The sequence below is a fragment of the Microbacterium sp. 8M genome (assembly GCF_902506375.1).
GTDB lineage: Bacteria > Actinomycetota > Actinomycetes > Actinomycetales > Microbacteriaceae > Microbacterium.
This window is the reverse complement of record NZ_LR733284.1, coordinates 148,702-169,953: the sequence shown is the minus strand read 5'-3', so window position 1 is coordinate 169,953 and position 21,252 is coordinate 148,702. Positions and strand designations below refer to the sequence as shown.

General features: G+C 72.3%; 22 protein-coding genes and 1 tRNA gene. 8 read left to right on the top strand and 15 right to left on the bottom strand.

Annotated features, from left to right (window positions below; translation table 11 throughout):
• Positions 1-13 precede the first annotated feature (13 nt).
• Positions 14-574, bottom strand: coding sequence for an ATP-dependent endonuclease (locus AERO9AM_RS00810; protein WP_159574447.1), 561 nt, complete (start codon positions 572-574; stop codon positions 14-16).
• Positions 575-678: 104 nt separating this feature from the next.
• Between AERO9AM_RS00810 and AERO9AM_RS00805 the strand changes: the two genes are divergently transcribed.
• Positions 679-2,094 carry an MFS transporter gene (locus tag AERO9AM_RS00805; RefSeq protein ID WP_159574446.1) on the top strand — a complete coding sequence of 472 codons (1,416 nt, stop codon included), beginning with the start codon at positions 679-681 and terminating at the stop codon, positions 2,092-2,094.
• Between the two features lie 127 nt (positions 2,095-2,221).
• On the opposite strand, the gene AERO9AM_RS00800 is transcribed toward AERO9AM_RS00805, so the two are convergent.
• Positions 2,222-2,908 carry a TetR/AcrR family transcriptional regulator gene (locus AERO9AM_RS00800; RefSeq protein ID WP_159574445.1) on the bottom strand — a complete coding sequence of 229 codons (687 nt, stop codon included), beginning with the start codon at positions 2,906-2,908 and terminating at the stop codon, positions 2,222-2,224.
• Positions 2,909-2,981: 73 nt separating this feature from the next.
• Between AERO9AM_RS00800 and AERO9AM_RS00795 the strand changes: the two genes are divergently transcribed.
• The gene (locus AERO9AM_RS00795; RefSeq protein ID WP_159574444.1) at positions 2,982-4,058 is read left to right on the top strand and encodes an alpha/beta fold hydrolase; all 1,077 of its coding nucleotides are present in this window, start codon (positions 2,982-2,984) and stop codon (positions 4,056-4,058) included.
• A 24-nt stretch (positions 4,059-4,082) separates the two neighbouring features.
• Here the strand turns inward: AERO9AM_RS00795 and AERO9AM_RS00790 are convergent, their stop codons facing one another.
• The gene (locus AERO9AM_RS00790; protein ID WP_159577288.1) at positions 4,083-4,388 is read right to left on the bottom strand and encodes a MarR family winged helix-turn-helix transcriptional regulator; all 306 of its coding nucleotides are present in this window, start codon (positions 4,386-4,388) and stop codon (positions 4,083-4,085) included.
• Between the two features lie 459 nt (positions 4,389-4,847).
• On the opposite strand from AERO9AM_RS00790, the gene AERO9AM_RS00785 reads away from it, so the two are divergent.
• Together AERO9AM_RS00785 and AERO9AM_RS00780 are read left to right on the top strand one after the other, a co-directional pair.
• Positions 4,848-5,678 (top strand): MarR family winged helix-turn-helix transcriptional regulator, encoded by an 831-nt coding sequence (locus tag AERO9AM_RS00785; RefSeq protein ID WP_159574443.1) that lies wholly within the window; start codon positions 4,848-4,850, stop codon positions 5,676-5,678.
• A 75-nt stretch (positions 5,679-5,753) separates the two neighbouring features.
• Positions 5,754-6,725, top strand: a complete 972-nt coding sequence (locus AERO9AM_RS00780) for a helix-turn-helix transcriptional regulator (RefSeq protein WP_236602435.1) — start codon at positions 5,754-5,756, stop codon at positions 6,723-6,725.
• Between the two features lie 45 nt (positions 6,726-6,770).
• Here AERO9AM_RS00780 and AERO9AM_RS00775 read toward each other — a convergent pair whose 3' ends face one another.
• The 6 genes from AERO9AM_RS00775 to AERO9AM_RS00750 all read right to left on the bottom strand — a co-directional run bounded on the left by AERO9AM_RS00775 (position 6,771) and on the right by AERO9AM_RS00750 (position 13,155).
• Positions 6,771-7,976, bottom strand: a complete 1,206-nt coding sequence (locus tag AERO9AM_RS00775) for an MFS transporter (RefSeq protein WP_159574442.1) — start codon at positions 7,974-7,976, stop codon at positions 6,771-6,773.
• 321 nt (positions 7,977-8,297) lie between these two features.
• Positions 8,298-9,095, bottom strand: coding sequence for a hypothetical protein (locus AERO9AM_RS00770; RefSeq protein ID WP_159574441.1), 798 nt, complete (start codon positions 9,093-9,095; stop codon positions 8,298-8,300).
• Position 9,096: 1 nt separating this feature from the next.
• A complete protein-coding gene (gene dcd / locus AERO9AM_RS00765) occupies positions 9,097-9,702 on the bottom strand; it encodes a dCTP deaminase (RefSeq protein WP_159574440.1) in 606 nt (201 codons plus the stop codon).
• Positions 9,703-9,844: 142 nt separating this feature from the next.
• On the bottom strand, positions 9,845-11,176 hold the full coding sequence (locus AERO9AM_RS00760) for a mechanosensitive ion channel (RefSeq protein ID WP_159574439.1): 1,332 nt from the start codon (positions 11,174-11,176) through the stop codon (positions 9,845-9,847).
• Between the two features lie 216 nt (positions 11,177-11,392).
• Positions 11,393-12,214: an ABC transporter permease gene (locus AERO9AM_RS00755; RefSeq protein WP_159574438.1), complete on the bottom strand. Its 822-nt coding sequence runs from the start codon at positions 12,212-12,214 to the stop codon at positions 11,393-11,395.
• A complete protein-coding gene (locus AERO9AM_RS00750; RefSeq protein ID WP_159574437.1) occupies positions 12,211-13,155 on the bottom strand; it encodes an ABC transporter ATP-binding protein in 945 nt (314 codons plus the stop codon). Before AERO9AM_RS00750 ends, AERO9AM_RS00755 begins: the two co-directional genes overlap by 4 nt.
• 295 nt (positions 13,156-13,450) lie before the next feature.
• On the opposite strand from AERO9AM_RS00750, the gene AERO9AM_RS00745 reads away from it, so the two are divergent.
• Positions 13,451-13,524 (top strand) — tRNA-Gly (locus AERO9AM_RS00745).
• A gap of 198 nt (positions 13,525-13,722) precedes the next feature.
• On the opposite strand, the gene AERO9AM_RS00740 is transcribed toward AERO9AM_RS00745, so the two are convergent.
• Positions 13,723-14,088 carry a winged helix-turn-helix transcriptional regulator gene (locus tag AERO9AM_RS00740; RefSeq protein WP_159574436.1) on the bottom strand — a complete coding sequence of 122 codons (366 nt, stop codon included), beginning with the start codon at positions 14,086-14,088 and terminating at the stop codon, positions 13,723-13,725.
• A 94-nt stretch (positions 14,089-14,182) separates the two neighbouring features.
• On the opposite strand from AERO9AM_RS00740, the gene AERO9AM_RS00735 reads away from it, so the two are divergent.
• Complete coding sequence (locus tag AERO9AM_RS00735) at positions 14,183-15,037, top strand: SDR family oxidoreductase (protein ID WP_159574435.1); 855 nt, start codon at positions 14,183-14,185, stop codon at positions 15,035-15,037.
• A gap of 192 nt (positions 15,038-15,229) precedes the next feature.
• Entirely contained in the window at positions 15,230-15,547 is a 318-nt protein-coding gene (locus AERO9AM_RS00730) for a DUF2853 family protein (protein ID WP_159574434.1), read from the top strand.
• Positions 15,548-15,641: 94 nt separating this feature from the next.
• Here AERO9AM_RS00730 and aztD read toward each other — a convergent pair whose 3' ends face one another.
• The 4 genes from aztD to aztB are packed head-to-tail and all read right to left on the bottom strand — an operon-like array spanning position 15,642 to position 19,980.
• On the bottom strand, positions 15,642-16,850 hold the full coding sequence (gene aztD / locus AERO9AM_RS00725; protein WP_159574433.1) for a zinc metallochaperone AztD: 1,209 nt from the start codon (positions 16,848-16,850) through the stop codon (positions 15,642-15,644).
• 37 nt (positions 16,851-16,887) lie between these two features.
• Positions 16,888-17,805, bottom strand: coding sequence for a zinc ABC transporter substrate-binding protein AztC (gene aztC, locus AERO9AM_RS00720; RefSeq protein ID WP_159574432.1), 918 nt, complete (start codon positions 17,803-17,805; stop codon positions 16,888-16,890).
• 1 nt (position 17,806) lies between these two features.
• Positions 17,807-19,042, bottom strand: coding sequence for an ABC transporter (locus AERO9AM_RS00715; RefSeq protein ID WP_159574431.1), 1,236 nt, complete (start codon positions 19,040-19,042; stop codon positions 17,807-17,809).
• Positions 19,043-19,083: 41 nt separating this feature from the next.
• Positions 19,084-19,980, bottom strand: coding sequence for a zinc ABC transporter permease AztB (gene aztB, locus AERO9AM_RS00710; RefSeq protein WP_159574430.1), 897 nt, complete (start codon positions 19,978-19,980; stop codon positions 19,084-19,086).
• 54 nt (positions 19,981-20,034) lie between these two features.
• Between aztB and aztA the strand changes: the two genes are divergently transcribed.
• On the top strand, positions 20,035-20,700 hold the full coding sequence (gene aztA, locus AERO9AM_RS00705; RefSeq protein WP_159574429.1) for a zinc ABC transporter ATP-binding protein AztA: 666 nt from the start codon (positions 20,035-20,037) through the stop codon (positions 20,698-20,700).
• A 24-nt stretch (positions 20,701-20,724) separates the two neighbouring features.
• On the opposite strand, the gene AERO9AM_RS00700 is transcribed toward aztA, so the two are convergent.
• Positions 20,725-21,210 (bottom strand): MarR family winged helix-turn-helix transcriptional regulator, encoded by a 486-nt coding sequence (locus AERO9AM_RS00700; RefSeq protein ID WP_159574428.1) that lies wholly within the window; start codon positions 21,208-21,210, stop codon positions 20,725-20,727.
• Between the last annotated feature and the right edge of the window lie 42 nt (positions 21,211-21,252).

Genomic DNA, 21,252 nt, shown 5'->3' with positions numbered 1-21,252 from the left:
CGCCCGGCCGAGGTCAGGCCCGCGCGACCGTCGTCACGGCGTCGAGCACCGCCGTGAGCGGCTCCGGGATCCGGTCCGCGGGCAGAGCGGCGACGACGTCGGCGGCGAAGCGGGTCTTGCGACCGCTCGCGGTGCCCGCGAAGCGGTGCAGCTGCGCCTCGACCGAGCGCACCCGCTGCGCGGGCTGCCCCTGGAAGACGCGGAACAGCGCGAGCTCCCCGCGGTCGGCGAGCGTCTGGAGCACGAGATCCGGACCGGCCGCGCGGATCACCTCATCCTCGAGATCCCGCTCGCAGCCGAAGAATCCCGCCCGCCGCACCGCATCCGGATCGGCCTCCTCCGCCGGCAGCAGCCCGCCTGCGCGGAGCGCGCCGACGACGTACCGCCGCTCGGCGGCGTCGTACAGCCCGAGCACCGGCACCGCCGGATCCCTCCGCTCCAGCCACGACCGCAGGTTCGTGATCCCGCCAAGGGACACGACCTCCGCGCGCAGGTCTTCGCGGCGCACGTCGGCGGCGGCCAGGAGAGCGAGGCGGTCGCTCTCCCCCTCCACGAGCACGACGGGCAGCACCATGTCCCGACGGTACCGGGCGTCGCCACGACGAGCACGGAGCCGTCACGGATCCCGCCCCGGCGCGCCGCTACCTCTCGTTCACCGGCACCCGGGAGACTTCCTGCATGAGCAACGGCGATCATCCCGAACCCCAGGCCACCGCCAACAGCGGCGCCGTCGCGGTGGTGGGCCTCGAGCTGCGCGGCGAACAGCCGGCGCCGAAGAAGCAGATCTACTCCTGGGCGCTCTGGGACTGGGCGACGCAGCCGTTCCACTCGGTCATCCTGACCTTCATCTTCACGGCCCTGTACCTCACGACGAACTCGTTCCTCCCACCGGAGCTGGCGCACCTCGGCAAGACGGATCCGGCCCGCGTGGCCGGGATCGCGGAGCTCACCAGCGGCCTCGGGCTCGGCGGCACGATCGCCGGCATCGCGATCCTGCTGCTCGCCCCCGTGCTCGGCCAGCGCGCCGACGCGGCGGGCCGGCAGAAGCTCTGGCTGGGCATCGGCACCGGCGCTCTGATCCTGTGCATGCTCGGGCTGTGGTTCGTCACGCCGACTCCCGCCCTGTTCTGGGTCGGGGTCGCGCTGATCTCGGCGGGTGTGGTGTTCAGCGAGATCGCGTCCGTGAACTCGAACGCGATGCTCATCTCGATCGCGAGCCCGAGGACGGTCGGCCGCATCTCGGGGCTGGGCTGGGGGTTCGGCTACCTCGGCGGCATCATCGCGCTGGTGCTGGTGATCGTGTTCTACGCCGCGAACTGGTTCGGCCTCTCGGAAGACGGCGGGCTGCCCTTCCGCCTCATCGCGGTCGGCTGCGCCGTGTGGGCGATCGTGTTCTCGATCCCGATCTTCCTGAACGTGCCGGAGCCGTCGACCGGCCGCCCGGATCGGAAGGTCGGCTTCTTCGCGTCGTACGCGCTGCTCGTGAAGGACGTGATCGGTCTGTACCGCAACCCCGCGACGCGCACCACGTTCTGGTTCCTCGTCGCGAGCGCGGTGTTCCGCGACGGGCTGAGCGGCGTCTTCACATTCGGCGCCGTCATCGCCAGCACCGTCTTCGGCTTCGAGTTCATGCAGCTCGTGATCTTCGGCGTCGCCGCGAATCTCATCGCGGGCGTCTCCACGATCCTCGCCGGGCGCCTCGACGACCGCTGGGGACCGAAGCGGCTCATCATCATCTCGCTCGCCTGCATGACGATCGCAGGCGTCGCGGTGTTCGCCCTGGTCGACACCGGTCAGGTCGCCTACTGGGTCGGCGGGCTCATCCTGTGCGCCTTCGTCGGACCGGCGCAGTCGGCCGCGCGCTCCTTCCTCGCCCGGGTGACGCCGGCCGGCCGCGAGGGCGAGGTGTTCGGCCTCTACGCCACCACCGGCCGCGCCGCCAGCTGGATCGCCCAGGGCGCGTGGACGGTGCTCATCGTCCTCACCGGCAACACGAAGTTCGGGATCCTCGGCATCGTCGCGGTGCTGCTCGCGGGGCTGCTGCTGCTCCTTCCGGTGAAGGAGGCGCGCCAGAGCGTCCGCCTGGCGCGGTAGCCGCGTTCCTGTCCGTCGTCCGAGTCTTCGATCGCCCGGATCCCGGAGCCCCCGCTGCTTGTTCAGGTCGCACTTTCGGCTTCAAAGACGCCGCGGAGCCGCAGAAATTGCGACCTGAACGGATCCGCTACGCGTCGAGCGCCGTCAGCAGGGCTTGCCGCGCCCCTGCCGCGCGCAGCCGAGCCTGCATCGCCCGCGCCGCGAGCTCGTACGGCCGCACCTCCTGGAGGAGCAGCGACCGCGAGTTCGCCTCTTCGTTGAGCGCCACGAGCTCGAACGCGAGGAGCTCCGGATCCGCGTCCGCCGCGAGCTCCCCCGCCTCGATCGCGTACCGGCACTGCGCCTCGATGTAGCCGTACCAGTCGACGAGGGCGGAGCGCACGGCATCGCGCACCGGCCCCGGCTTGGAGTCGACGTCGGCGGCGGTCGCCGCGAAGAAGCAGCCACCCGTGAAGACGCGATCACGGGAGTAGTCCAGCGCATTGCGCAGCAGCAGCGACAGCCGTCGCACGCCGCGCGGCTCGGAGCGAGCCCGCTCGAGGATGTGCGCGGTGAAGATCTCCCGGGCGGCGGCGATCGTCGCGAGCTGCAGACCCTCCTTGCTCTGGAACAGGGTCGCGATGCTGCTCTTGCCCCGGCCGGACGCGGCGGCCACGCGGCCGATCGTGAGGCCGTCGAGTCCCTCCACGGAGGCGAGGTCGGTCGCGCTCTCCAGCACCGTTCGGCGCGAGGCGTCGCCGCGCAGGCGGCGTCCGTCTGGAATCGACTGCGGCGCGGGCTCCGGGAGGCGATCGGTGGTGAGGGGATCCGGCATAGCTCTAGTGTACGAACGATCGTACGGTTATTATACGGATGATCGTTCGTATTCTTTGTCCGAAGGAGTACCGATGCCCGCCTCCGCTCGCCTCGTCGCCGCCGCCATCCGCCCGGTGGGCCTGCTCGCCCCGGCACTGTCCGCACGCCTGGCCCTGAGCCTGTTCTTCACGACAGCGCCGCGCATGTCGGTGCGCGACGCCGATCGCGCCACCCACGAGGATGCCCGGCGCGAGCGGATCCGGGTGCGCGACGCCGATCGCGCCACCCACGAGGATGCCCGGCACGAGCGGATCCGGGTGCGCGACGCCGAGGTCGTCGTCTACCGCTGGGGCCGCGGCGAGCGCAGCGTCCTGCTGCTGCACGGCTGGCAGGGACGCGCCTCGCAGTTCGCCCCGCTCGTGCGGGAACTGGTCGCCGACGGCTTCCGCGTGGTGTCGTTCGACGCGCCGGGGCACGGCGACTCCGGCGGTCGCCGCACCGACGTGCGCGACTGGGTCGCCCTCGCGGACACGCTGCAGCGCACAGACGGACCGTTCCACGCCCTCGTCGGGCACTCCTTCGGCGGCTTCGCCGCACTCACGGCGGTGCGGACGACCGTGCCGGCCCCGCACGTCGCCGTGATCGCGGGCGCGAGCTCGGCGACCGCGTATCTGTCCGAGTTCGCGCGGTCGCTCCAGCTCACCCCCGCCGTCGCCGCGCGATTCGAGCGCCGGTTCGCCGCGCGGTTCGGACTCGACGCGGAGGGGATCGCCGCCGCCTTCGACGCGGTGCGCGACCCGCTCCCCCGCGGCACCGACCTCCTGGTGGTGCACGACCGCGCCGATCGCCGGATGCCCGACACCGACGCGCTGCGCCTGCATGCGGCGCACGCCGGCAGATCCCGGCTGCTGCGCACCGAGGGGCTCGGCCACAACCGCGTGCTTCAGGACGACGCCGTGCTCGACGCGGTGCAGGATCTCGTGCGCGACCGGGGCGCTTCCGCGAGCGCGCCCGCGCGGCGGGTCGGCGCGCCCGCGCTCGAGCGGGTGGCCACCGCGCCGGCGCCCGAGGTGGCCACCGCGCCGGATCCCGTGCTCGTCGACGGCACCGCCGTGCTCGAGCAGGCGGCAGCCGTGGCGCCGGCGCCCGAGGTGATCACCGCGCCCTGAGACGACCCGGCGTCGCCTGAGCGGTCAGCGCCAGTTCGCCGCGACCTTGGCGAGCAGGCGCGCGAACTCGGCCTGCTCCTCCTCGGTCAGCGCCGACATCGCCCGGCGCAGCGCCTCGCGCCGGTCGCCCCGGACGCCGCGCCCGAGACGCCGCCCCTCGTCGGTGAGCACGATGCGGGTGCGGCGGGCGTCGTCCGGATCCGCCTCGCGCCGTAGCCACCCGCGCTCCGCGCCCTGCTGAACGAGGCGCGACGCCCGCGGCTGGTCCACGCCGATCGCCTCGCCGAGCGCGCTCACGCTGAGCGGCCTGGACGCGAGCGCCTCGAGCATGCGCACCCGGGCCGGCGCCTCCCCGCGCGGGCCCGCCCAGGGGCCCCCACCCAGGGCTCCGCGCCGCCCCGCCCGCGTGCGCCAGGCATGCTCTCGTGCCCGGCGAACTCGCCGTGGGGACCGCCGTGCCCGCGCCCACGGTGACCCCGGCCGCCGTGCGCGGCCTCGCCGTCATGAGGGCCGCCGTGGCCGTGCTCTCGCGGCGGCCGCGGCCCGCGCCCGCGCAGCAGGCTCAGCGCGGCGATGATCGCGTCGAGGGGATCCGGGGCGTCGGCGTTCTGAGGCACGAGCCGATTTTACATGCGACTTGACATGGATCCGGAATGCATGTCACACTGCATATACATGACACATGACAAGTAACCGGATCCCTCCCCGCCGCACCTGAGCCCCCGCAAGGGGCGGGCGCCACCGAAGGGCCGATCCGGCGTCATCCCCCAGACCAGAACAGGAATCACCATGAACACCTCAGAGAACCCCTCAGAGAACGCATCCTCCGACCAGAGCCGCCCGTTCGGCTTCTGGATCACCGCCGTCGACCGCCTGACGGCCGCCCGCTTCGCCACCGCCTTCGAAGACGAGGGGATCACCCGCCGCGACTGGCGGATCCTCAACATCATCGACGGCACCGTGCCCGCGGGCCGCGAGCTCCCCGACTGCAAGCTGCACCGTCTCGCCGACCTCGGCTGGATCGAGCGCACCGCCGACGGCTGGGCGCTCACTCCGGACGGCACCGCGGCCAAGGCGCGGCTCGCCGGCGCCGTCGAAGAGATCCGCGCCGAAGTGGCCGGGATCCTCGGCGCCGACGAGTTCACCGCGATGGCCGCGTCGCTCGAGAAGCTCGCCCGCGGCCTGGGCTACGAGGACGGCATGCGCCTTCCCCGCCGTCCCGACGCGCGGCGCGGCGACGTCCACGGGCGGCGCGGACACCGTCACTTCGACGATCACCGCCGTCACGGTCTCGGCCATGGCGAGCACCGCCGCCGCGCGGGTCTCCCCCACGGCGAGCCCTTCGGGCACGGCGACCACGACCGCTTCGCCGGCCACCCGGGCTTCGACCGCGAGTGGCCGCACGGCGAGCACCCGCGGTTTGGCCACGAGCACGGCGAGCACCCGCGGTTCCACGGCGCGCACGGCCGCGGCGAGCGCCCGCCGTTCCGCGGCGCCCGCGAGCACGGCGAGCACCCGCGTGGCGGGCGCTGGCACGGCATGGGCCCGCGCGGGCGCCACCACCGCCGCGCCGCCGAGCACATCCACATCCACCTGCACCACGGCCGTCGCGACGGCTGATCCCCACGCTCCGGCCCCTGTCCGCGCTTCGCGGCGGGGGTCGGATCCGTCTTTCCCGGAATACGCTTCCGACGGGTGCGGTTCCTCCTTCACATGACGCTCATCGCCCCCGACCCGGCATCGTCCGATGTCGCCGTCCCGGGCGCGGTCGCGCAGAAGGGCGCGGTCGCGCACGCCGGCACGGTCACTCCGGTCGGCGGCCCCGTCGAGGCGCTGCTCTCCGCGGTCGACGTGCGGCTGCGGCGGCAGGTGCGGATCACACCGGATCCGCACGAGACCATCGCGCTCGACCGCGACGCCCTGACGATCGTCTACGTGATCGAGGGCGCCGCGCACACCCGCTGCGGCGACAAGCCGACGTCGCTCGCCCGCGGCGACGCCCTGCTGACGCCGGGGCGGGTGCCGATGTCGGTGAAGACCGACCCGGGAAGCCGCATCCTCGTGTCCACCCTCACCCTGATGCCGCACGCCGCGCATGTCGCGAACGCTCTGCCCGATGTGGCGCTCGTGCGCGACTTCGCCCACCACGAGCCCGCCGCGGCCGCGCTGGCCTCCCAGGTCGGGGTCGACCTCACGGCGCTGCCGGTCGACGCGGCGCAGATCGAGGCCTCCGGACGCGCCGGGGACGCCGTGATCTGCCGCATGATGGCCAACACCGTGCTGGCCTCGGTGATCCGGGCGTGGGCCGCGCACGGCTGCGCACCCGCGGGATGGCCGGTGCGCACGAGCGACCCCTTCCTGGAGAAGGTGGTCGAGGCGATCCACGCCGACCCCGGGCGGGACTGGAGCGTCGAAGGCCTCGCGAGCGTGGGCGCCATGTCGCGCACGGTGTTCGCGGAGCGGTTCCGCGCCGCCTTCGGCACCTCGCCCGCGAGCTACGTCACGGAGGTGCGGATCCGCGCCGCGCAGGACCGGCTCGTGCTGGGCTGCCTGGTGAGCGAGATCTCCCGCGACCTGGGCTACAGCTCCGACGAGGGGTTCAGCCGCGCGTTCCGCCGCCGCACCGGGCAGACCCCAACCGCCTGGCGCGAGGCCCGCACCGCCTGACGCCCGGCTCCCGTCGCGCCGGCGCCCGGCGCCGCGACCGCGGGCTCAGCGCCGGCCGGACCGATCCGCGAGGCCGAACAGCACCGCGCCCACGACGAGCACTGCGGCGCCGATCGCGTAGACCTGGGTCACGCCGATCGCGTCGACCAGGACGCCGCCGACGGCCGCCGCCGTCATGATCGCCGCCTGGAACCCCATCACGACCAGGCTCCCGCCCGCCTCGAGGCGGTCCGGCATCCGGTGCCCGATCCACGTGTTCACGATGAGCAGCCACGAGGCGAAGAAGAAGCCCCACACGAACACGACCGCTCCGATCGCCCAGAGGGATCCGGTGAAGGCGTTCATGAGGAGCGCCATCGCAGCGATCACGAACGGGGTGACCACGGCGAGGACCCGGTAGCTGCGATCGACGATCACGCCGATCGCGATGTTGCCGATGAACCCGCCGATGCCGAACAGCGCGAGCAGCAGGATGATCGTGCCCGGCGTGATCGCGGAACCCCCGTCGTGCACCCGCTCGAGGGCGACGCGGATGTAGGTGTACGCCAGGAAGTGCCCGAGCACCACCAGCACGTGCCCGACGATGCCGAGCCCGATGCCCCGGCGGCGGAACGTCTCCACGAGCGTCGACAGTCGCGCCGCGCCTTCGGCGGGGACGCTCGGCAGAGCGATCCGCAGGGCGACGGCGAGCAGACCCGAGCCGGCAGCGGCGATCGCGAACACGCCCCGCCAGTCCAGCGCCTGGCTGAGCAGCACCCCGAGCGGCACACCGGCGACGGTCGCGAGCGACACCCCGGCGGAGGTGAACATCATGGCGCGCCCGAGGCGCTCCGGCCCGGCGATGCGCGCCGCGACGGTCACCGACATCGACCAGAACCCGCTCAGTGCTCCGCCCAGGAGGACGCGGGCGATCAGCAGCAGGGGCAGGCTCGGAGCGATCGCGACCACGATGTTCGACACCGTCGCGCCGATCGCCATCCACACCAGCAGTGAACGCCGGTCCAGGCGCGGCAGCATGAGCCCGATCGTGGGGGCGACGACGAGCCCGGCGAGTGCCGTCACGGTGACCATCTGTCCGGCCTGCCCCGGCGTGACGCCGATCTCGGCGGCGATGTCGGTGAGCAGCCCGCCGGGGAGGAACTCGGCGGTCACGAGCAGGAAGGCGGTCGCCATCATGACGAGCAGCGCGCCGTAGCGCATCGGCTGCGGGCGGACGCCTGAGGCGAGGGGCACAGGGGCGGTCGTGGTCATGGTTCCACCCTTCCGTGTCCGGCGGCTGCGCGCCCGACCATGCGTCCGGCGGATCCGACCGATCGTCCGGATCGCGGCCGTGCATCGCGCCGGCTGTCGCGGTCGGGCCCGTTGCCGCGGGAGTCGGCCCGCGACGGGGCCGGTCGGCCTGCGGCGGGGCCGGTCGGCCTGCGGCGGGACCCGTTGCCGCGCGACGGATGCAGGACGGTGCGACGGATGCAGGGCGGATCCGGCGGAGACGTCCTGCAGACGTCGCACGATCCTGCAGGCGTCACCCCGCCGATCGTCGGGATCGCCGCCGGGCAGCGGTCGCTGCGGTCCTCAGAGCAGGGGCGCCACGGGCGGAAGGGCGGCGTCGGCGGCGGGGAACGGCCAGGCGCCGTTCCCCACGAGCACGGCGATCAGCACGATCGCGCCGACGAGCAGCGCCGCGAGGAAGAGGAACACCAGCGCCACCAGCCCGCCATAGCCGCCTCCGCCCCGCTGCGGCACCGGCGGAGGGCCTGGCCGCTCGGGCGGCAGCGCGGGAAGCGCCGCCAGCCCGGTCGATGATGCCGTCGGGGACGCCGGGGACGCGGATCCGACGCCGGGAGCCTGGGCGGCCGCGGGTGGCGCGGCACCGGCCGCGGGCGGCACGGCACCGGGCGCGGCCGGCGCGGGAGGCTCGGCCGCCGGCACGGCCCCGGCCGTCGGCGCGGCCCCGGCCGTCGGCGCGGGCGCGCCGTCACCCGTCGGCACCGCGTCACCTGCCGCCGCATCCGTCTCGGGCTCGTTCGCCGGCTCGCCGAACAGGGCCGGATCCGGGTCGGCGAGGATCGCGGCGAGGCCGGGGGTCTCCTCGGCGGGCGCGGCCTCCTCGGGCGTCGCCAGCAGGTCCGCGAGCGCGGCGCTCTCCTCGGCCGGGGCGATCTCGGGGTCGGCGAGGATGTCGGCGAGCCCCTCGCTCTCGACCGGTGCGGGCGCCAGCTCGGTATCGCCCGCAGGCGGCTGCGTCGTCGGATCGGCGGGCACCGCGGGCGCCGGAGGCTCATCGACCGAGCGGGCCCCCGGGGGCGGCGGCGCAGAAGTCTCCTTCGCCGGCTCGCCGCCCGCGATCGGATCCTTCTCGTCGCCCGCCACGTCAGCCCCCGGTGGATCCCGCGTCGGTGACGCCGACGTCGGTGCGGTGGAAGTTCTGGAACGACCGCGAGGCGGTCGGGCCCCGCTGACCCTGGTAGCGGTTGCCGTACGGGCCGGATCCGTACGGATTCTCCGCCGGCGACGACAGGCGGAAGAAGCACAGCTGACCGATCTTCATGCCCGGCCACAGCTTGATCGGCAGCGTCGCGACGTTCGCGAGCTCGAGGGTGACGTGCCCGGTGAATCCGGGGTCGATGAAGCCGGCCGTGGAGTGCGTGATGAGGCCCAGGCGGCCGAGCGACGACTTGCCCTCGAGGCGGGCGGCGATGTCGTCGGGCAGCGTCACCTGTTCGAATGTGGCGCCCAGCGCGAACTCTCCGGGGTGCAGCACGAACGGCTCGTCCGGATCGACCTCGATGAGGCGGGTCAGCTCGGGCTGGTCCTTGGCAGGATCGATGAACGGGTACTTGTGGTTGTCGAACAGCCGGAAGTAGCGGTCGAGTCGCACGTCGATGCTCGACGGCTGGATCATGCTGGGCTCGAGCGGATCCAGCCCGATCCGCCCCGCGTCCAGCCCCGCCCTGATGTCTCTGTCGCTCAGCAGCACGATCTCAGCGTAGCCGGTGCGGATCCGGCGGGTCGGCCGGTGACGAGCCCGTGACGACGCGGTGACGCCGCGCGCCGGCGTCCCGCGCCTCGACCGACGGGCCGGGGCGCGGGACGCCGAAGGACGGGCGACGGTGTGCGGATCAGACCGCCGGGCCGCTCGGTTCCGCCGATCCGGTGGATCCGCCGGCATCAGTGGATCCGGTGGTGCCGCCGGCATCGGTGGATCCGGTGCTCGTGGCCGGAGCGGGGCGGCGGGAGGCGGGCGCTGCGGCGGCCGGCGCATTCTCGGCGCTGTCGGCGAGACGGTTCAGAGTGCGGCTTGCCGCCTCCCGCCCGCCGAGGCCGAAGGCGAGAGCGGCGGCGAGGCCGGCCCCGACCACCACCGCACCGAAGGCGAGGTTGATGATCGAGTCGGCGATCCCCATGGCCTTCAGGCCCATCGCGGCGAACAGCACGATGGTGGTGTAGCGCAGCACCTTCGACAGGGTGCCGGTGCCGAGCATCCGTCCGAGGATCGACGCGATGAGGAACCCGGCCGCGATCACGGCGCCGCCGAAGACCACGCGGCCGGCGACGACGAGCACCTGGTCGAGGAGATGGGTGATCTCGGGGAACCCGAGCAGCCGCGTCGCCATGATCGCGAAGAAGACCATGATGGCGGTCTGCGCGATGCGGGTGATGATCGTCGACGCGCTCGCGCCGTCCGGGACGACGCCGACGTCGGCGAGCGCTCGATCCGTGCCGGCACCGTGCAGCAGCTCCTCGATGAGCTGCCCGAGGAAGCGCGCGATGACCCAGCCGATCGCCAGTAGGACCGCAGCGGCGATGATCGACGGAAGCGCGGCGAGGAACATCGACAGCATCTGCTCGGCCGGGCGGGAGATCGCCGCGATCCCGAGGATCTGCAGCGCGGAGATCGACACGACGATGATGATGACCGCGAACACCAGGTTGCCGATCAGCGGGACCAGCTTCGGGCCTTGACGCGCGGCCGATGCGGTCGCGTCAGCGGCGGCGGTGCCGGTCGCGGTGTCCGCGGACCTGTTCACCCGGCGCCCGAGCGCGGAGAAGTCGACCGTGCCGAGCGCGGTCACCACGAGCTGACGCGCGATCTTGGCGAGCACGTAGCCGATGAAGAACACCACGCCGGCGCCGATGATGTTCGGGAGTGCGCCGAGCACGCCGTCCACCGCGGCCTGCAGCGGTGCGAGCACCTGATCCAGCGAGAACACCTGCAGGACGGCGATCAGGCCGAGGAGCCAGATGATCAGGGATGCGATCTTCCCGATGGAGTCGCCGATCTGCACGCCATCCGCACCCTGTCTGCGGAGGAAGGCGAGCCGGCCGACGAGTTTCGCGAACAGCCAGCGGACGATCCGTGCGAGCAGCCAGGTGATCAGCAGGATCACGATGGCGATGAGAACCTTCAAGCCGATCGACACCCAGTCGACCGAACCGAGAGTGCCTTGCATGATTCCCTCCCTTGCCTTGGTGGCCTGCACCGTCGCAGGCAGACCATTGACACCAGACTTCTCCCGGTCCTGGCGACCCACAACCCCCTGGCGAGTTCCCGCAGCCCCCTTGAAAACACGAGGAAGATCGCCTATTGCGCCGCGGCGACCCGGGTCCGGACACAGAGACGCCCTCTTCGCGCAGCGCGAAGAGGGCGAATCCGGCGGCGGTGCGGATCAGGCGTCGCGCAAGCGCAGCACCACCCAGGATCCGAGCAGTCCTGCGACGACCCATGCGGCGAGCGTGAGGAAGGCGGCGCCCACGGAGAGCGGAGCGGTGTCGCTCGGCAGGATGGCGTTCTGTGCGGCCGACAGCGGCAAGTAGTTCGCGGCGTCGAGGACCCACTTCCACGACTCGCCGGCGAACGCGAAGAACGTCGACATGATCGGAAGCACGAACAGCAGTCCCACCGTGGCCGCGATCGCTCCGGCGCCCGAACGCAGCAGGAATCCGAACGAGACGCCGATCAGCGCGCACACCGACATCGTGACCGCGGCCGAGAGAACAGGCAGGATCACCTTGTCCGGCTGTCCCCACTCCAGCCCCTGCCCGTGCCCGCCGAGGATCGCCGAGACGAGCACGGCCGAGATCACGAACATGACCAGCGAGGCGAGGAACAGGAAGACGGCGAGCACGACGGCCTTGGCCACCAGCACCCGGCCGCGCCGCGGATCGGCGGTGAGCGTGGAGCGGATCATGCCCGTGGAGTACTCGCCGGTGACCGCGATCGCACCCAGGATCCCGGCCAGCAGCGCCGTGAACTGGATCGGCGAGACCACCGCCATGATGCCGTTCAGGCCGCGCGGCGCTTCACCCGACGAAGTGAGGGCGAACGCGATGAGCACGCCGATGCCGATCGTCAGCGCGGCGGTGATGGCGATCGACCACCACGTGGAGCGCAGCGTGGTCAGCTTGATCCATTCGCTGCGCAGCGTGCGCGGCAGGGACAGCCGGTAGCTACTCGCAAGAGCGGGTGCGGCGGGGGCGAGGGCGCTCATGCGACCAGCTCCGGGATCGGGGCGCCGGCTTCCGGCACGGCGCGGGTGCGGTACTCGACGGCGTCGCCGGTGAGGGCGAGGTAGGCGTCCTCGAGCGAGCCGCTGGTGGGGGTCAGCTCGTGCAGTGCGATGCCGCGCTCGGCGGCGAGATCGCCGATCCACCATGCCTCGGGGCCGGTGACCTCGATCGTGTCGTGGCCGGATCCGTTGACCACGGCGCCGGCGGCGACGAGCAGCTCGCCGAGCTCGAGGGCGCGCGGGCTGCGCACCCGCACCTGGGCGGTCGTCCTCTGCTCCACAAGCTGCGACAGCGGCGCGTCGGCGAGCACCCGGCCGCGGCCGAGCACGATGATGTGGTCGGCCGTCTGCGCCATCTCGCTCATGAGGTGGCTCGACAGCAGCACCGTGCGCCCCTCGGAGGCCGCATGCCGCACGAAGTTGCGCACCCAGAGCACGCCCTCCGGGTCGAGGCCGTTGACCGGCTCGTCGAGGATGAGCGTGTGCGGGTCGCCCAGCAGCGCCGCCGCGATGCCGAGCCGCTGCCCCATGCCGAGGGAGAAGCCGCCCGCGCGCTTGCGGGCGACCGATCCGATTCCGGTGATCTCGATGACCTCGTCCACGCGGGACGCGGGGATCCCATGGGTCGCCGCCATCGCGCGCAGGTGGTTGCGGGCGGTGCGGCCCGTGTGCACGGCCTTCGCGTCGAGCAGCACGCCGACCTCGGTGAGCGGCGCACGCAGCCCGCGGTACTCCTGGCCGTTCACGGTCACCCGGCCTGCGCTCGGGCGGTCGAGACCCACGATCATGCGCATCGTGGTCGACTTGCCGGCGCCGTTCGGGCCGAGGAAGCCCGTGACCGTGCCCGGACGCACGGTGAAGGACACGTCGTCGACGGCGGTCTTGGGTCCGTATCTCTTGCTGAGGCCCTCTGCGGTGATCATGCCTTCGACGCTATGCGGCGCCTGTGGCGCATCGCATCCGTCTGGAGGATGACTCGGGGAAGCCGCGAGGATGACTACGGAAAACCCGCCATCGATGACGGCGTGCCGGGATCCGGCTCGGCTCTCGGTCCCCCGCGCCGCACGTTCGCCCCCTCGCAGCATCTTCGCCCCCTCGCACGCGCGTCGCTGCGAGGGGGCGAAGTCGCCTGGAGGGGGCGAACACGAGGGGAGCGCTCGGGAGCGGGGCGTCGTTGCCGTGCGCGTTTGTTATGCTGGCCAGGCGTCGATGACGCACGGGGCTGTAGTTCAATGGCAGAACTTCTGCTTCCCAAGCAGACAGCGCGGGTTCGATTCCCGTCAGCCCCTCCATCCAGCAAGGGTCTCCGCCGCAGGCGGGGGCCCTTGTTCGATCTCGGCAGTGTCGGATCCGACGGGCGATCGCAGCTCCGGAGTCGACGTCTGAGCGCTCGCCTTCGGCGGGCCAGACTCGTGCCGCGAGCACCCATCACGTACGACAGTCAGCGCACTGCCGTGAAGCGGGTCGCGGGAACCGCCGTTCGCTCCGCCCTACGGGCGCCCGACCATCTCCTCGGCGTGGTCGGCGACCCAGGCGACGAGCGGGAGCATCCGCTCCATGAGGTCGCGGCCCAGCGGGGTCAGGCTGTACTCGACGTGGGGCGGCACACTCGGGAACGACTCCCGGTGCACGAGGCCGTCGGCGGCGAGGGTGCGCAGGGTCGAGGCGAGCATCTTCTCGCTGATGCCGTCGACCTGCCGTCGCAGTTCGCCCCAGCGCAGGGTGCCGTCGGAGAGGGCGGAGAGCACGAGCACGCCCCACTTGCTCATGACGTGATCGAGCACGACGCGCGTGCCGCATCCTTCGTCGAACAGTCGATCCTCGGATGCGCGGATCTGCGCGAAACTCACCACCATGTAGGTACCTTACCTGAAAGTGGGTACCTCCTGGAAGGAAGGTGAGCGATGGCGTGCGCGTTGTCACGGGCGAACCCCCTGAGAAAGGACCCTGATGACCATCCTCATCACCGGTGCAACCGGCCAGCTCGGCCGCCTCGTCATCGACAGCCTGCTCGCCCGCGGCGTCGCGCCCTCCACGATCCGTGCCGGTGCGCGCGATATCGCCAAGGCCGCCGATCTCGCGGAGCGCGGCGTGCAGGTCGTCCCCCTCGACTACAACGCCCCCGAGACGGTCGCCGCAGCCGTCGACGGCGCCGACGCGGTGCTGCTCATCTCCGGCAACGAGTTCGGCAAGCGCGCTGCGCAGCACCAGGCCGTCATCGACGCCGCACGTGTCGCCGGCGTCGCCAAGCTCGTCTACACGAGCGCCCCGAAGGCCACCACGAGCGACCTCGTCCTCGCACCGGAGCACAAGGCGACCGAGGAGGCCATCACTGCCTCGGGCGTGCCCGCGGTGATTCTGCGGAACAACTGGTACACCGAGAACTACCTGGCCGACGTCGCGCGAGCGAAGGAGACCGGGGTCATCGCGACGGGCGCGGGCGAGGGCCGCGTCGCCTCCGCGAGCCGCGCCGACTACGCCGAAGCCGCCGCCATCGTCCTCACCGAGGACGGCCATATCGGCCAGGTCCACGAACTGGCCGGCGATGTCGCCTGGAACTACGACGAGCTCGCCGCCGCCGCATCGGAGGTCGTCGGGCGCCCCGTGCAGTACACGTCGCTCAGCCGCGAGGAGCAGGCCGAGGCTCTCGCAGGCGCCGGGCTCGACGAGGGCACGATCGGTTTCGTGACGGAGCTCGACGCGAACATCCGCGACGGAGCACTCGCCGAGACCGACGGAACGCTGTCGCGCCTGCTGGGCCGCCCGACGACGCCCCTCGTCGAGGGACTGCGCGCCGCGCTCTGAGATGCGCCGGCCGTGATCGTGACGGTCGGACGGCTCCGGGTGTGCTCGAGATCCGTCCGACCGTCACGACGAACAGCGAGATCGGGAAACGAGCCTGTCAGTTCGCTATGACGTCTGTTCCCGTTCGTTTCCGGCGTCTAGGATCACTCGCGAGCGAGGCATACGAGCCGAGCCGGAGCGAAGGAGTTCCCTATGGCCGACTGGGCCGCTGACGTCAAGATCTACCGTCCCGACGCTGACGAAGCCGCGATCGAGGGTCTGCTCAAGACCTACCGGCTCGTGATGGGCAGCCAGGACTCGGCGTATGTCGCGTTCTCGGACGCGGAAGAGCTCGAGACCGTCAAGACCAATTTCCTCAAGAACAAGCTCGGCCTCACCGAGTCGGACGAGGCGCTCGACGCCGCGCTCGACGAGGTCAAGGAGACGATGAAGGCGGACCGCACCAAGAGCCGCATCACGGTCTACTACCTGCTCGCGGAGAAGTTCGGCAAGCTCGACCTGTTCCACTGAGCGCCGTCTCGATCCACTGAGGAGAAGGGCCGCAGCCGCGTGAGCGGGTGCGGCCCTTCTTCGTGTTCGCTTCGCGCCAGGGCGGGACGAGGCCTCAGCCCGCGGCGATCGCGAGCTCGACCGGGGCGACGCCCAGCTCGCCCGTCGCGGTGACCTTGCCCGTGCTCAGATCGACGGAGTGGAGCCGCTTCGCGGCCGGCTCGGTGACGTAGGCCGTGTTCCCCGAGATGGCGATCAGCGGATGCGGGTCCTGCCACTGGGCCGGCCCCTCCCAGGCGGCGATCACGGGGAAGGATCCGGTGAACGTGCCGGACGACGGGTCGAACACGTGCACCGCGCCGTCGGTCGCGAGGATGTACGCGAGGTCACCCGGTCCGCGCGCCACGTCGCGGAAGGTGTACCGCGCCCCCGCAGGCATGTCGACGACCTTGAGCGTCTTGGCCTGCGTGTCTATGACCGTGACGGCACCGAGAAGGTACCCCTCGGCGTCCTGGTCGGCCTTGTAGTCGCCGACCACGAGCGGACTCGTCTCGCTCACGTACGCGTTCCCCATCCGGCCGTAGGGCTGGGTGGGGGCGTCGAGCTTCGTGATCGCACCGTCCTTGTAGATCAGCGCGCCGTTCTCGCACCCGAAGACGACGGCCTCGTCCTTCGCGGTGCCCTCGCCGTGCACGCCGGGGCACTGGTCGCTGCCCGCGATCACGCGGCCGTTCGGATCCGTGACCGTGATGCCCGTGCGGCCCTGGGCGTTGCCGACCGTGGTCAGGAAGGTGCCGTCCTTCAGCACGACGGACACACCGTGGTGCGCCGCGACGCCGCGCGTGACCTGCGTCTCGGGCAGGTCCGCATCCGCCTTCGACAACGCGGCCGTCTCGAAGACCGTCGTGTCGCTCGTGCCGTCCGCGTAGAGGATGGTCCGGCCGCCGTGATGCACGACGTGCCCCGGCTTCGCGGCCGGGAACACGAGGTCGGTGAGCCGTGGCTCGCTCCCGCTCCCGGCAGCGGTGTCGAGCACCTGGAAGCCCTTGCTCATGGTCACCATCACGTGGCGGTCATCGCCCGCAGGGTTGAGTCGCGTGAAGTCCTCGGAGTCGAACTCGGCGACGGACCTGAGCGTCGTGGCATCCAGCACCCGGATCCCGCCCTGGTATGAGACGGCGATCCGCCCGTCGCCCGCGGCGGGCGCGGTCGTGGCGCCAGCAGCGCCGGAGACGGCGCCGGGTGACGAGCATCCTGTGATCGCGATGGCCGCGCCGACGGCGAGCGCCGCGATCGCGATCCGGCGGGACGGAGATCTGTGCATGTGCTTCCTCTTTCTTCTTCTCGGATTCCGCGTGGCCTCAGGGCGAGAGCCCGCGGGCGATGCGCTCGGTGTTGACGCGCATCATGGTCAGGTAGTCGGGCGCGGCGCCGCGCGGCCCGGTGAGCGACTCGGTGAAGAGCTCGACCACGGCGACGTCGATGTCGGCCTCTTCGGCGAGCGCGCGCACGAGCTGGTCGGGCGATGAGGACTCCGCGAAGATCGTGCGCACTCCGGTCTGTTCGATGGCGGCGACCAGGTCGGCCAGATCCGACGACGACGGGGCGGCCAGCGTCGTGCCGCCGGGGATCGCCGTTCCGACCACCCGGAAGCCGTACCGGTCGGCGAGGTAGCCGAACACGTGATGGTTGGTGACGAGGGCGCGCTGAGCCGCCGGGATCCGCGCGAAGGCGGCGGTCATCTGCGCATCCAGCGCCTGCAGCTCGGAGCGGTACGCCTCCGTCTCCTCGTGCAGTCGGGATCGATCGACACCGGGGATCTCGGCCAGGATCGGCTCGAGCGCATCGACGACATCGATCATGCGGCCCGGATCCGTCCAGAAATGAGGATCCGGTGCACCCGATGCGTCCCCGGCCTTGTACGGCAGGACGTCCACGGCATCGCTCGCGACGACGTGGCGCACGCCCGCCGCACCGGCCTCGTCGAGGTGGCGCTGCAGGCCCTCCTCGAGCCCGAGCCCGTTCGAGATCACGAGGTCGGCGGCGCGCAGGCGCGCGGCTTCCCGCGCCGAGATCTCGAAGGAGTGGGGATCGGCGTCGGGCTTCATCAGGGTCAGCACCTCAGCCTGGTCGCCGACGATCTCCGAGACGACGTCCCCGAGGATGTTGGTCGACACGACCACGAGGGGTCGGTCCGCGCTCGCAGCGGGCGCACAGCCGAGCAGCGAGAGCGCGAGGCCGGCGGCCACGAGTGCCATGAGCGAGCGGATGCGGATCATGTCATCGTCCCGTCTCGGCGACGAAGGCCAGAGGCTCGGCGCCGTCGAAGGTGCGGGCGATGCGAGCGCCGTCCGCGAAGTCGATCTCGTACAGGCGCGTCATCCCGGCGCCGCCCACGTAGGCCCGCTGCTGATCGGCGATGAGCGCCGGTGCTCCCCCCTCGGCCGGCGCGGACACGAGCGGATCGGTCACCGCCCGCGGCGCGCCGCCCGCAGGGTCGAGCACCAGCATCCGGCCGTCGCGGGCGAGGGCGAGCAGGTGGCCGCGCTCGTCGTCGACGGCCGTGACCGCGACGAGCGGTGTCGGCGAGGGTACCAGGGTCCAGGTGCGCGCCCGGGTGTCGAGCAGCCACACCGCCTCCGGCCCTGCGAGTGCGGCGACCACCGGACGTCCCTCGCGGTTCGCGAAGCCCGTCGCGGGCGGCGCCGCGGTCCCCGCCGGGTACGGGATGCGCTCGAGCGACAGCACCCCGTCGGCGACGGTCGCCAGCAGCGCGCCGTCCCGGCAGCCGATCACGGCGCCGACCCGCGTCGTGATGCTGCCCGAGGCGTCGGCGCAGGCCGCGCTCTCGCCGGTCGGCTCGCCCTCGTGCGTGTAGACCGAGACCCGCACCGGCGATCCGCCGTCCGCCTCGGTCACGAGCGCGAAGTCGCCGGCGGGCACGACCATCCCGGCGTGCGGCTCGGTCCGGAGCCGGAAGCGCTCTTTCACCTCGCCCCGGGAGAGCGCCCCGGTGTCGAGCAGCACCGCATCGCCCGAGGCCGCGAAGAACACGCCCGTCGATCCCGAGGTCGACTGCGTGGTGGTCGCGACCGAGACGGGTCCTCGCCCCGGGACGGGATCGAGGATCCGCGATGCGCCGCGGTAGTAGTGGAAGTGGTCGCCGTGATCCCACGTCCACACCCCGCTGTCGACGATCTCCAGGCCGCGATCGGTGCCGACGAACAGGTAGCGTCCGTCCGTGTGCATCGAGGCGGGCGCGCCGATCCGGCCGAGCTCGCGGGTGCTGCCGTCGAGGAGATCGAGGTGGGTGACCAGCCCCGAGGCGCCGATGCCGGTGAGCGCGAGCTGCGGTTCTGCCTCCTCGGCGGCATCGGCTCGCACGCCGTGGCCGGCGCCTTCGGACGCGCTCTGCGGCGCGGTCGTCGGGCCGCCGCTTCGGGGCGCGGCGCTGCAGCCGGCCACGAGCAGGCAGCACAGGGCGATGACGGAGAGAGGGATCGGACGAGAGCGCACGGGGGCCTTTCGTGAAGAGGGACGACGTCGGTGGAGCGGGCTCAGGGCAGGGCGAGGGGTTCCGGAACGGCGCGGGGGCCGGGCGCCGAGGCCGTGCTCGCCGCGCGGCGGCGCCGGTGCCCGAGCCAGGACAGCCCGGCGAGCGCGACCGCTGCCGCGGCGACGGTCGCTCCGGCCGCGGTGGCGGCGTGCCAGGAGACGAACAGGCCGACGACGACCGCGGCGATGCCGATGGCGGCGGCGAGCAGCATCCGAGTCGGGATGCGCGTGGTCCAGCGCTCCGCGGCGACCGCCGGAGCCAGCAGCAGCGCGACGACGAGCAGGGATCCCACCGCCTGGTAGGACGCGACGACGGCCAGGGTGACCATGCCGACGAGGACTGCGTGTGCGATCCGCGGACGCAGCCCGAGCGTCTCGGCGACGCGCGGATCGATCGCGAGAGCGACGAGCGGGCGGTGCGCGACGACGGCGACGAGGATGCCGATCGCGACGGCCGCGCTCAGCACCACGAGGTCAATCGCGCGGATGGCCAGGATCTCGCCGAACAGGATCGACGAGACATCGGTGGCGAACGTCCCGGAGCGGGACACGATGATCACTCCCAGTGCGAGCATGGCCACGAAGAGCAGACCGATGCTGGTGTCGTAGGAGAGCCGGCCGCGGCGCTGGAGCGCGCTCACGCCGATGCTCATGGCCACGGCGCTGACGGCCCCGCCGATCAGCACGGGGGTACCGGTCACGGTGGCGAAGGCCACCCCGGGCAGCATCCCGTGCCCGAGGGCCTCGCCGAGAAACGCCATCCCGCGGATCACGACCCACGTCCCGACCACGCCGCAGAGCACGGCGACCAGCGCGCCGCCGAGCAGCGCCCGCTGGAAGAACTCCGCTGCCAGCGGCGCCAGGAGCCCCTCGGAGATCAGGGAGGAGAAGTCGGTCATGATCCTCGACCGTAACGTTATTGAGAATGATTCTCAAACTCGTAAGCTGGTGACATGCCCTCCGAACACGTCGCCCACTCCCACCGGGGCGAGAGCCTCCGGATCGCGCGACTCCGGGGCGTCACGGTGCTCTTCCCTGGCGCCCGCGCCCTCGTCGACGCGGACGTGGACATCCCCGCCGGCCGGATCACGGCGCTCGTCGGGCCGAACGGCGCCGGCAAGACCACACTGCTCGAGGTGCTCGCCGGCGTGCGGCGCCCGACGGCGGGCGTGCGCGAGGTGCATGCCCGCACGGTCGGCTTCGTCCCGCAGCGCACGCGGCTGCCCGACCGGCTGCCGGTGACGGTGCACGACGTCGTCTCGGTCGGCACCTGGGGGCGCCGGCGTCCTCCGCGGAGCACCCCGTCCGCAGCGAAGGATGCCGTGCGCCTCGCTCTCGCACGGATGGACCTCGCGGAGATCGCCGACCGCCCTTTCGGATCACTGTCCGGCGGTCAGCGCCAGCGCGCCCTCCTGGCCCAGGGACTCGCGCGGCACGCCGACCTGCTGCTGCTCGACGAGCCCACCACAGCCCTCGACCGCGAGAGCGCCGACCGGATCCGCGCAGCGATCCGCGAGGAGGCGGAAGCCGGCGCCGCTGTCGTGTGCGTCTCGCACGACGCCGCCCTCATCCACGACGCCGACCTGCGCGTCACGCTGCACGAGGGGCGCATCCTCTGAGGCGCGCCTCGACGCCCGGGCGCCTCAGCCGCGGGTATCGGCGCGGAGCCGCTCGATCTCCTCGCGATTCACCTCGGCCGCGCGCGTGAGGAGTTCCGCGGCGAACTCGATCTGCTCATCGCTCAGGGTGTCGAGGTAGGCGTTCCATCGCTCGGCGACCCGGCCGTAGACGGGGCCGACGCCGGCGAGGATCGGATCCGGATCCGCGGTGACCAGCACACGACGGCGATCGTGCTCGTCACGACTGCGGTGCACGTAGCCGGCGCGCTCGAGCCGGTCGATCATGGCCGTGACCGCCCCTCCGGCCGTGAGCCCGGTCCTCGCCGCGAGCTCGCCGGGCGTCGCGGGGCCGCTGTTCAGCAGCAGGCCGACCGCCTGCAGGTCGGTGCCGTTGAGGCCGACGGACCGGGCGACCGCGTCCTGGAAGAGCACGGCGCGCGCCATGAACTCCTGCATCGCCTCGGTCTGCCGGGCGATGGCGGCGGCACGGCGTGCGGATTCTTCGGGCATCTGCTAATCTCTCCAAAATAGAGAGACTCTTCAATCGAGACT

What these genes read in the sequence shown, in the direction of transcription:
- AERO9AM_RS00810 (WP_159574447.1), bottom strand. Translation starts at nt 574, where the DNA reads ATGGTGCTGCCCGTCGTGCTCGTGGAGGGGGAGAGCGACCGCCTCGCT.
- AERO9AM_RS00805 (WP_159574446.1), top strand. Translation starts at nt 679, where the DNA reads ATGAGCAACGGCGATCATCCCGAACCCCAGGCCACCGCCAACAGCGGC.
- AERO9AM_RS00800 (WP_159574445.1), bottom strand. Translation starts at nt 2,908, where the DNA reads ATGCCGGATCCCCTCACCACCGATCGCCTCCCGGAGCCCGCGCCGCAG.
- AERO9AM_RS00795 (WP_159574444.1), top strand. Translation starts at nt 2,982, where the DNA reads ATGCCCGCCTCCGCTCGCCTCGTCGCCGCCGCCATCCGCCCGGTGGGC.
- AERO9AM_RS00790 (WP_159577288.1), bottom strand. Translation starts at nt 4,388, where the DNA reads ATGCTCGAGGCGCTCGCGTCCAGGCCGCTCAGCGTGAGCGCGCTCGGC.
- AERO9AM_RS00785 (WP_159574443.1), top strand. Translation starts at nt 4,848, where the DNA reads ATGAACACCTCAGAGAACCCCTCAGAGAACGCATCCTCCGACCAGAGC.
- AERO9AM_RS00775 (WP_159574442.1), bottom strand. Translation starts at nt 7,976, where the DNA reads ATGACCACGACCGCCCCTGTGCCCCTCGCCTCAGGCGTCCGCCCGCAG.
- AERO9AM_RS00760 (WP_159574439.1), bottom strand. Translation starts at nt 11,176, where the DNA reads ATGCAAGGCACTCTCGGTTCGGTCGACTGGGTGTCGATCGGCTTGAAG.
- AERO9AM_RS00755 (WP_159574438.1), bottom strand. Translation starts at nt 12,214, where the DNA reads ATGAGCGCCCTCGCCCCCGCCGCACCCGCTCTTGCGAGTAGCTACCGG.
- AERO9AM_RS00750 (WP_159574437.1), bottom strand. Translation starts at nt 13,155, where the DNA reads ATGATCACCGCAGAGGGCCTCAGCAAGAGATACGGACCCAAGACCGCC.
- AERO9AM_RS00740 (WP_159574436.1), bottom strand. Translation starts at nt 14,088, where the DNA reads ATGGTGGTGAGTTTCGCGCAGATCCGCGCATCCGAGGATCGACTGTTC.
- AERO9AM_RS00735 (WP_159574435.1), top strand. Translation starts at nt 14,183, where the DNA reads ATGACCATCCTCATCACCGGTGCAACCGGCCAGCTCGGCCGCCTCGTC.
- AERO9AM_RS00730 (WP_159574434.1), top strand. Translation starts at nt 15,230, where the DNA reads ATGGCCGACTGGGCCGCTGACGTCAAGATCTACCGTCCCGACGCTGAC.
- aztD (WP_159574433.1), bottom strand. Translation starts at nt 16,850, where the DNA reads ATGCACAGATCTCCGTCCCGCCGGATCGCGATCGCGGCGCTCGCCGTC.
- aztC (WP_159574432.1), bottom strand. Translation starts at nt 17,805, where the DNA reads ATGATCCGCATCCGCTCGCTCATGGCACTCGTGGCCGCCGGCCTCGCG.
- aztB (WP_159574430.1), bottom strand. Translation starts at nt 19,980, where the DNA reads ATGACCGACTTCTCCTCCCTGATCTCCGAGGGGCTCCTGGCGCCGCTG.
- aztA (WP_159574429.1), top strand. Translation starts at nt 20,035, where the DNA reads ATGCCCTCCGAACACGTCGCCCACTCCCACCGGGGCGAGAGCCTCCGG.
- AERO9AM_RS00700 (WP_159574428.1), bottom strand. Translation starts at nt 21,210, where the DNA reads ATGCCCGAAGAATCCGCACGCCGTGCCGCCGCCATCGCCCGGCAGACC.